Source organism: Acidobacteriaceae bacterium (genome assembly GCA_028283655.1).
GTDB lineage: Bacteria > Acidobacteriota > Terriglobia > Terriglobales > Acidobacteriaceae > Granulicella.
The window spans coordinates 3,583,037-3,591,792 of the sequence record JAPWKE010000003.1; the positions used below are offsets into that span (position 1 = coordinate 3,583,037).

An 8,756-nucleotide genomic window follows, 5' to 3' on the forward strand; every position below is an offset into this window, starting at 1 on the left:
TGCCGGCGACAACAGGACAGGAGTCCGGCAAACTGTGGAGTGGTGCTTGCTCGCGATACTTGCTGTCTCTTCGCGAATCAAGCGCAGACGTTACAAGAGCCGGGGAAACATATTGCGTGTAGGTACACAAACGCCCCACCACCATGGAGCGGTGATGCGGAAATTCCTGAATTTCAAAGCCTTGCCGGTACTTCACTATTTGGCAGATCAGGGGTTGGTTGTGGACGAGAAACTTGCAGAGTTGAAGCGATTCAAACACGGACTCTAGGCGGAGTCCAATCATTTTTCACAAATCTGTAATCGATGGTTGTTATTCGCGCAGAATCAATCATTTGGCTGGATTTTGTTGACTTCCGGCCAGTCATGAGCGATATTTGCGGAAATGGACCAGCTCTAGCCCCTCGGAGGCATGTTCTGGAACTGAGAACTCTCAGTGCGTTTGTCACCGTCGCGGAGAAGCGCAGCTTCGTCCAGGCCGCGAGCGCATTGCATTTGTCTCAGCCAGCGATTACGGCCCAGATTCAGCGGCTTGAACAAGAGCTTGGCGTCCTCCTCTTTGATCGAACCCGGCGTACCGTGCAGTTGACGCACGCGGGGGAAGCGTTTCTCGATGGAGCCAGGGACACCCTGGCGACTGCGGCAGAGGCCGCCCAGGCCGCGCAGCGAGCGGCGCAATTGCAGACGCTGCGGCTGCGTTTTGGCTTTCCGCCGTCGGCTTCGCGAGAGATTGTTCCCAACATCACGACCGAGTTTCACCGGCGATGTCCCCACGTAAAGCTTGATCTTTTTTCGTTTCATACGAGCATTACCGTGGCGGAGTTGCAGTCCTCTTCGCTCGATATCGGCTTCGTTCGTTTGCCCGTAGAAGCCAAGGGATTGCGCATCATTCCTGCTCATCATGAGCCTCTGGTGCTGTGTCTGCCGGAGGGCCATCCGCTGGCCGAAGCGCCGCATATTTCCATCGCCGATCTGCGCAATGAACGCTTCATCATGTACGGCCGGAAGTGGGCCCCGGGATACCACGACCACATCGTAGAACGCTGTCTGGAAGCGGGTTTTCAGCCTGTTGTGTCCAATGTGATCGACGAGATGTACCTTGGTCCGTCACTGGTTGCGGCAGGCGAAGGCATCGCGATTCTGCCCAGCATGGTGGTCAACTCGCCATCGCAGAAAATCGTGGTTCGCGAGCTGCATCTGCACAATCTGCGCTCGGAGATGGGCATCGCCACACGGTTGTCCGATGAGTCTCCGATTACCGAGCTGGCGGTCAAAATCGCCCGCGAAGTTTGCCTGCAATATTCCCTCGCGTAATCATTTTGAAACGTTTTAATGCAAGTCGCGAATTTCGCCGCAATCTGCGCGCGAAATCAGGTTCGGCTATCGGCTGATCGGGAACTTCGATTGGAGTTCAGGGTCTGCATGTGTTTCAATCAGCGGAAATCAGCCTATATCACGCTCGCGCCTGAGCCTTCTGCGAGCGGCCTCGTCTGAACTGTCCCTTATTCACGGAAGGATGACCTCCCCGATGCATGGTGCAGCTCCTCTGCCTGTTGATCTTCTGATCACTGGTGCTGACGTTGTGACGTTTGACGACCACGATAACGTGGTGCTCGATGGTGCGATCGCCATCCTGGGCAACAAGATCGTCTGGATAGGCAAAGCTTCTGAAGCCGCAGCCCTTTACGCGCCGAAGCAGACGGTGAAAGCCAGCGGGCAGATCGCGATGCCCGGGCTGATCGATGCGCACTACCACACGGGGCAACAGCTTCTGCGCGGCAAGCTGGCGGCGATTCACCGCAAGCATGCGTCCAAGGCGCCGCACTGGAAGAACTACTACGTTCCGTTTGAGTGCGGGCTTACGCCGGAGGACGTCTACGTCAGCGGCATTGCGGGCTACACGTCGATGATCTCGGTGGGAACGACGTGCTTTCTCGAAGCAGGCGGGCCGCATCCGGATGAGATGGCGCGGGCGGCGGTGGATGTCGGGATTCGCGGCAAGGTTTCGCTGAACACGATGGATATGGACGACACGCTGCCGTCCAACTACCGCATGACGACATCGCAGGCGCTGAAGGAGAACGAAGCGCTGGTGAAGCGGTGGAAGAGCCACGAGACGGTGAACGCGTGGCTTTCGCTGCGGCAGATCATCGTCAACACGGAAGAGCTTCGCCTGGGCATGATGCATCTGGCGAAGGAGCTTGATACGCCTATCCACACGCACCTGTCGGAGGGGACGTACGAAGTCGACTTCACGATGAATGAGTACGGCAAGCGTCCGCCGGGGTATATGGATTCGATCGGTTCGTTGAACGAGTACATCCACGCGGCGCACTCCATTCTGCTGACCAACGAAGAGCTGGATCTCTATGCTCTGCGTAAGGTTTCGGCGTGCCACTGCGCGTTTGGCAACTATGGGGTTGGCCCGCAGCGGTTCTACGAGATGATTCGCCGCGATATCGCTTGCGGGCTGGGAACGGATGGCCCGGGCGGTCGTTGCACGCTGGATATGTTCGAGGTCGCGCACTATGCGGTGCTGGGGCAGACGATCGAGTATGGCACGCTGTTTCACTCGGGCGGCCCGATTGGCTACGACAAGATGTTGAAGCTGGCTTGTCGCAATGGTGCTCGCGCGGCGCGCATGGCCAACCAGATCGGGTCGCTGGAAGTGGGCAAGCTGGCGGACGTGGTGCTGGTGGCGAAGACGGATTACGACCAGTTCCCTGTTGTCGACCCTGTGATTACGCTGGGCCAGAACTGCAATGGACGCGACGTCCGCACGGTGGTGGTGAATGGCCGTGTGGTGATGAAGGATCGCGAGTTCCTCACGATTGACCTTGGCCCCATGCGCGAGCACGTAGGCCAACAGTACACCTCGATCATGCAGCGGTATCATGCGCAGTTGGATTTGAAGCATACGCCGTATTAGGCGGCGCTTGCGCGCCGCCTGAGTTGTCAGTTCTCAGTTGTCCGTTGTCAGCCATAACCACTAACCACTAGCTATTAACCACTAGCTATCAACGCCCCCTACCAACCGCAGTTCACCCGGAAAGAGGATCCCTATGAGCGAAATGAAGTCAGGCGGGCTTACACGCCGCGAGTTTCTTGCCGCGAGCGCGATTGCTGCGGTTGTGGCTGCACCGGCAGTTTCGCGTGCTGAGGTGCTGGGCGCGTTTACGCCGCCGACGAACATCGACCTGCTGATCACAGGCTGCGACATTGTGACCTTTGACGATAAGGACACGGTCATTGCCGATGGTGCGATTGCGGTGAAGGGCAACTCGATTGAGTGGATTGGGACGGCAGCGGAAGCGGCGACGAAGTACACGCCGAAGGAGACGTTGAAGGCCAACGGGCTGATCGCGATGCCTGGCATGACGGACACGCACATGCATACGGCGCAGCAGTTTCTGCGCGGCGTACATCGCACGACCAAGCGCAAGGGCCCGGGCTGGAAGAAGACGCTGATTCCGTTTGAAAGCGGACTCGCGCCGGAGGACGTTTACAACAGCGGACTGGTGGCGTACACGTCGATGATTTCGGCGGGTACGACGAACTTTCTGGAAGCAGGCGGACCGCATCCGGATGAGATGGGCCGCGCGGCGGTGGATGTTGGCATTCGCGGACGCATCTCGCTGAACACGTGCGATATGGATGGCGAGGGCGGCGCGCTGCCGAAGTCGCACATCATGACGACGTCGCAGGCGCTGAAGGAGAACGAGGCGCTGGTGAAGCGGTGGCAGGGGCACGAGCGTGTGAACGCCTGGCTTTCGCTGCGGCAGATTGTGGTGAACACCGAAGAGCTTCGGCTGGGTATGTCCAAGCTTGCCGATGAGCTGGATGTGGCAATCCATACGCATCTTTCGGAAGGCACGTACGAGGTGGATTACACGGTGGAGAATTACAACTGCCGCCCGCCGGAGTACTTTGCGAAGATTGGCATCTTCAACAGCCGTATGCACTGCGCGCACTCCGTGCTGCTGACGCCGAGCGATGTGGATCTGTACGCCAAGCATGATGCGTCGGTGGCGCACTGCGCGTTCCATAACTACTACCTGGCGCCGCATCGCATGCTGGATATGGTTCGGCAGGGTGTGCGCGTTGGTCTTGGATCCGATGGGCCGGGCTCGCATGGCACGCTCGATCTCTTTCAGGTGTCGCATTATGCGGTGATGGGGCAGACGATTGGTTACGGTATGCCGTTCCACGCGCAGGGGCCGATCAGCTATGCGGCGATGCTGAAGCATGCGTGCCGTGGTGGCGCGGCGGCGGCGCATCTTGGCAAGAAGGCAGGATCGCTGGAGACGGGTAAGCTCGCCGATATCGTTCTGGTTGGCCATGACGATTACGATCAGTTCACGAGCATGGACCCGACGATTACGCTGGGTCAGAACTGCGTGGGACACCACGTGCGCCATACCGTTGTCGATGGCAAGGTTGTGATGAAGGACCGCGAGTTCCTGACGCTGGATGTAGAGAAGATGCGCGCCAATGTGAAGGAACGCTATCCGCGGATCATTGCTAATTATGAAAAGGCCATCTCTGTTACGCAGGGCGGCTAAAGAGGACGTTCGTTCATGAAGCAAGTGTTGACGAAGTTGTTTGCCTGCGCGGCGCTGTGCGTGAGTGTGACTGCTCACGCGCAGCGTTACGTGATTGCGGACCAGGATGCATCGGGGCCGGGTGGCTCGGACATGATGAGTCTGCTGGTCTTTCTGCAGTCGCCCGAAGTGAACCTGCTGGGCATTACGGTGGTGACCGGCGATAACTGGCGCGAGCAGGAGGTGCAGCATGCGCTGCGGCTGACGGAGGCGGTTGGACGCACGGATGTGAAGGTGTATCCCGGAGCGCCGTTCCCGTTGCTGCGTACGCCGCAGAGTACACGGCTGCAGGCCCAGCTTTATGGCAAGGCGCACTTCGAGGGAGCGTTCTCGGCGCGCAACACGGAGAAGGCGTGGGACTTTGTTCCTCCGCTGCGCGAAGGCGCGCCGACGGCCAAGCCAGCGGAAGAAGATGCGTCGCACTTCATGATTCGCATGGTGCATAAGTATCCACACAAGGTGACGATTTATGCAGCGGGACCGCTGACGAATGTGGCGATGGCTTGCAGGCTTGACCCGCACTTTGCGGAGCTGGCGCAGGAGATCATCCTGATGGGGGGAAGCCTGAACCCGCAGACGGAGAAGCCGGAGTGGAGCAACTGGCCACGGCATGAGTTCAACTTCTGGTTTGACCCGGAGGCCGCGAGCATTGTGCTGCGGGCGCCATGGAAAAAGATTACGGTGACGACGATTGATGCGTCGCTGAAGACGCGGCCTGACCCCGAAGTGCTGGATGGGCTGGCGAAGGCGCACAGCGCTGCGGCCGAGTATGTGACGAAGTACACGCGGCGACCGGTGATGATCAACTACCTGTGGGATGAGCTGGCGGCTGCGGCGTGGCTTGATCCGAAGATCATTACGCGCGAGCAGGTGGCTTATATGGATGTGGATACGATGGCGGGGCCGAACTACGGCGATACGTTGACATACTCCGAAGATGCGAAGCCCGCGCTGCCGCTGAACATGGTTCATGCGCAGATGGATGTGGATCTGCCACGGTTGCAGAAGTATCTTGTCGAGCTGCTTTCCAAGCCTGCACCGAAGCCGTATATCGAGGAACTGACAAAGTGATTCGAAGAGCCAATGCTTATCTTCGTGCCGTGAGTGTTTTCGCACTCACGGTACTTCTTTTTTCTGCCGTACACGCAGAGGCCCAAGGGCCGAAGCGGAAGGTGATCTTTGATCAGGATACGGACGGCATCATCGGAGATAACGAAGACCCGTTGGTGATGCTGTTGAACGCGCCGAACATTGATGTGCTGGGCGTAACGGTGGTGACAGGCAACGGATGGCTGAAGCAGGAGACGGCCGATGTGCTGAAGCTGCTGGAGGATTTGAAGCGGCCGGATGTGCCGGTGTACATGGGCGCGGAGTTCCCGCTGGTGCAGTCGCGCTATACGCCGGTGCGTTTGACGAAGCTGTATGGCGGGACGCGTACGGACCCGTTTCTGGGAGCGTATGGCGAGTACAGCCCGGGGCCGGATGTGGTGAAGCCGCCGTTTGGCGGGATGCCGAAGCTGCAGCCAGCGAAGGGGCATGCGGCGGAGTTCATCATCGAGCAGGTGCATAAGTATCCGCACGAGGTGACGATTTATTGCGGTGGTGCTTTGACGAACCTGGCGCTGGCGATCTCGCTGGACCCGAGCGTTGTGGAGCTGGCGCAGGAGGTTGTTTTTATGGGCACGAGCCCGGAGATGCAGCCGAAGACGGTGAATGTCGTCTATGACCCGGAGAGCGCGCAGATGGTGTTGCATGCGCCGTGGAAGAAGATGACGGTGATTACCGTGGACGTGGCCGAGAAGCTGCACAAGACGCCGGAGATGGCGGCTGCGATCGCAAAGGGGCACAATAAAGTAGAGGCTGCGCTTTACGAAGAGCTGGTGATGAAGCCGTATCGCGAGCATAAGCCTCAACAGTGGTTCCGTATGCCGGATGAGCTGATGGCGGCATACCTGATCGATCCTTCGATCATTACAAGTTGGAAGCGCTTCTATATCGATATCGACACGATGCCGGGCATGAGCTACGGCGCGAGTTGGTATTGGGATGAAGTGCCCAAGGGCTACGCCGGCATTGCATGGCCGGACAAGCCTGAGCCGAAGCGGCAGAAGCCTGTACCGCCGCCGGAGGCGCATGTGTCTGATGTGGCGTGGGACTTCGATACCGCCCGCTTCACGCAGATGTTTCTCAACCTGATGACCATGCCGATGGCAGCACATCACGAACCAAAGTAAGAAAGGCAGAAGTCACTATGGAACAGCAACTCGCAACCTATCGCAATTATCAGAGCGAAGATACCTGGAGCCGCACGACGAGCCTTCGCGGCTTTCCGATCGATGAGCTGCGCTCGGTACTGCAGAAGAACATTCGCCGCGGCAATGTAGAAGAAGCCGCGATTGCAGCGTTTGAGTTTTTCTCGTCCGGAGCAGACGCGGAAGAGGTGCTGTGGCGCCGGTTGGAGATTATCGCGACCGAAGACGTTGGGCTGGGTATGCCGACGGCCCCGGCGGTGATCGACGCACTGTACAAGCAGGCTGGACGCATGGCCGACCCCGGTGATCGCTGGATCTACTGCGCTCATGCGGTGCGTTTGCTGGCGACGGCGCCTAAGGACAACATGTCGATGGAGCTTTCAGGCTGGACGCGTGGTGTGGTCGAGAGCGGCGAACGCGGCGTGCTGGTGGAAGACTTTATGGTCGACCTGCATACGCGCCGTGGCGTGGGCATGGGCCGCACGGTGGCTCACTGGTGGGAGAATGGGGCGAAGCTGTTCAACCGCATCCCGGGCTATGACTCGAAGTGGGGCGATTACCTTCGCAAGAAGGCTGGCGCGAACGTAACGAACGAGGAGTAAGAGGATGAAGCAGCGAGTGAGCATGTTGGTGTTGCTGCTGGTTTGTGCCGTGATGACGGCGCAGGCAGCGGGTAAGCGCAAAGTGATTCTGGATCAGGATGCGATGGGGCCGGGTGGCTCCAACATGCTCTCGATGCTGCTGGCGATCGAGAGTAAGGATGTCGATGTGCTGGGCATTACCGTGGAGAGCGGCGATGGCTGGCAGGCGGAGAATGTGGCGCACACGCTGCGGATGCTGGAGCTGATCGGGCGCACGGATATCCCGGTGTATCGCGGGGCAACGAACCCGCTGCTGAACTCGCTGGAGAAAACGAAGCGCTGGGAAGCGATGCATGGCAAGCTGCAGTACAAAGGTGCCTGGATGCAGGAGTGGCCGGAGTACGCGAAGGCTCCGCGCGATCCGTGGCACGGGGCCGATGTGGTGCCTGTGATGAAGGAAGGCGAGCCGCATACGAAGCCCGCTGACGGCACGGCCGCTGAGTTTCTGGTGCACGAGGTGCGGAAGTATCCTGGCGAGGTTTCGATTGTGGCGCTGGGGCCGGTGACGAATATCGCGCTGGCGGCGAAGCTCGATGAGCAGTTTGCGGCGCAGGCGAAGGATTTTGTGTGGATGGGTGCGGCGTTGAATCCACAACCTCCTTCGCGCGATGAATACTCGCTGCAGTTTTTGTTTTCTCCGCGCTCGAACTTCAACGTGCGCTGGGACCCGGAGGCCGCGAGCATCGTGATGGAAGCGGGCTGGAAGCATCTGCTGATTGTGCCGACGGATGCCACGATTGAGCCGAAGTTTGGCGAGCAACTGCTTGGGCCACTGCGGAAGTCGAAGTCACTGGCCGCGAAGTACATTGTGGCGTACCCGGTGATGGGGTTGCCGATGTGGGATGAGGTGACGGTGGCGCTATGGCTTGATCCGACACTGTCAAAGCATACGGAGCGCGTGTCGATGGACTTCAATACCGAGGGCAGCTCCGCGAATTATGGAGACACGCTGACGTGGCGGCCAGGCAAAGGGCCGGGGCTGGGTGAGCCCGTGGTGGATGTCGTGCGCGCGGTGGATGTGGCGCGGTTTGAGAAGATGTTTGCCGGAGCGATGGAGTAGAGCTTTAAGGCGAACACGGAGGACTCGGAGAAGCACAGAGGGGCACGGAAGGAGGGCTGATGCCCTCCTTTTTGTTTGGGCTATGACGGTGGTCTGAAGACGAACTACTTCAAAGGCGGGAACGCAGAGGCACGGAGAAGGGCACGGAGAGAATGCAGGGGCGGCGGGAGGCTGATGTCTGGTCACAAGCAGATCCCTCGTTTCG

General features: G+C 59.1%; 7 protein-coding genes. All 7 read left to right on the forward strand.

Features of this window, described 5'->3' with window-relative positions:
* Positions 1-363: 363 nt before the first annotated feature.
* Entirely contained in the window at positions 364-1,311 is a 948-nt protein-coding gene (locus PW792_17725; protein ID MDE1163768.1) for a LysR family transcriptional regulator, read from the forward strand.
* A 202-nt stretch (positions 1,312-1,513) separates the two neighbouring features.
* Positions 1,514-2,926: an amidohydrolase family protein gene (locus tag PW792_17730; protein ID MDE1163769.1), complete on the forward strand. Its 1,413-nt coding sequence runs from the start codon at positions 1,514-1,516 to the stop codon at positions 2,924-2,926.
* A gap of 133 nt (positions 2,927-3,059) precedes the next feature.
* A complete protein-coding gene (locus PW792_17735; protein ID MDE1163770.1) occupies positions 3,060-4,559 on the forward strand; it encodes an amidohydrolase family protein in 1,500 nt (499 codons plus the stop codon).
* Positions 4,560-4,574: 15 nt separating this feature from the next.
* Entirely contained in the window at positions 4,575-5,669 is a 1,095-nt protein-coding gene (locus PW792_17740) for a nucleoside hydrolase (GenBank protein ID MDE1163771.1), read from the forward strand.
* 101 nt (positions 5,670-5,770) lie between these two features.
* Entirely contained in the window at positions 5,771-6,832 is a 1,062-nt protein-coding gene (locus PW792_17745) for a nucleoside hydrolase (GenBank protein MDE1163772.1), read from the forward strand.
* Positions 6,833-6,849: 17 nt separating this feature from the next.
* Complete coding sequence (locus PW792_17750; GenBank protein MDE1163773.1) at positions 6,850-7,452, forward strand: AAA family ATPase; 603 nt, start codon at positions 6,850-6,852, stop codon at positions 7,450-7,452.
* Between the two features lie 4 nt (positions 7,453-7,456).
* The gene (locus PW792_17755) at positions 7,457-8,551 is read left to right on the forward strand and encodes a nucleoside hydrolase (GenBank protein ID MDE1163774.1); all 1,095 of its coding nucleotides are present in this window, start codon (positions 7,457-7,459) and stop codon (positions 8,549-8,551) included.
* Positions 8,552-8,756: the final 205 nt, after the last annotated feature.

What these genes read in the sequence shown, in the direction of transcription:
- PW792_17725 (MDE1163768.1), top strand. Translation starts at nt 364, where the DNA reads ATGAGCGATATTTGCGGAAATGGACCAGCTCTAGCCCCTCGGAGGCAT.
- PW792_17730 (MDE1163769.1), top strand. Translation starts at nt 1,514, where the DNA reads ATGACCTCCCCGATGCATGGTGCAGCTCCTCTGCCTGTTGATCTTCTG.
- PW792_17735 (MDE1163770.1), top strand. Translation starts at nt 3,060, where the DNA reads ATGAGCGAAATGAAGTCAGGCGGGCTTACACGCCGCGAGTTTCTTGCC.
- PW792_17740 (MDE1163771.1), top strand. Translation starts at nt 4,575, where the DNA reads ATGAAGCAAGTGTTGACGAAGTTGTTTGCCTGCGCGGCGCTGTGCGTG.
- PW792_17750 (MDE1163773.1), top strand. Translation starts at nt 6,850, where the DNA reads ATGGAACAGCAACTCGCAACCTATCGCAATTATCAGAGCGAAGATACC.
- PW792_17755 (MDE1163774.1), top strand. Translation starts at nt 7,457, where the DNA reads ATGAAGCAGCGAGTGAGCATGTTGGTGTTGCTGCTGGTTTGTGCCGTG.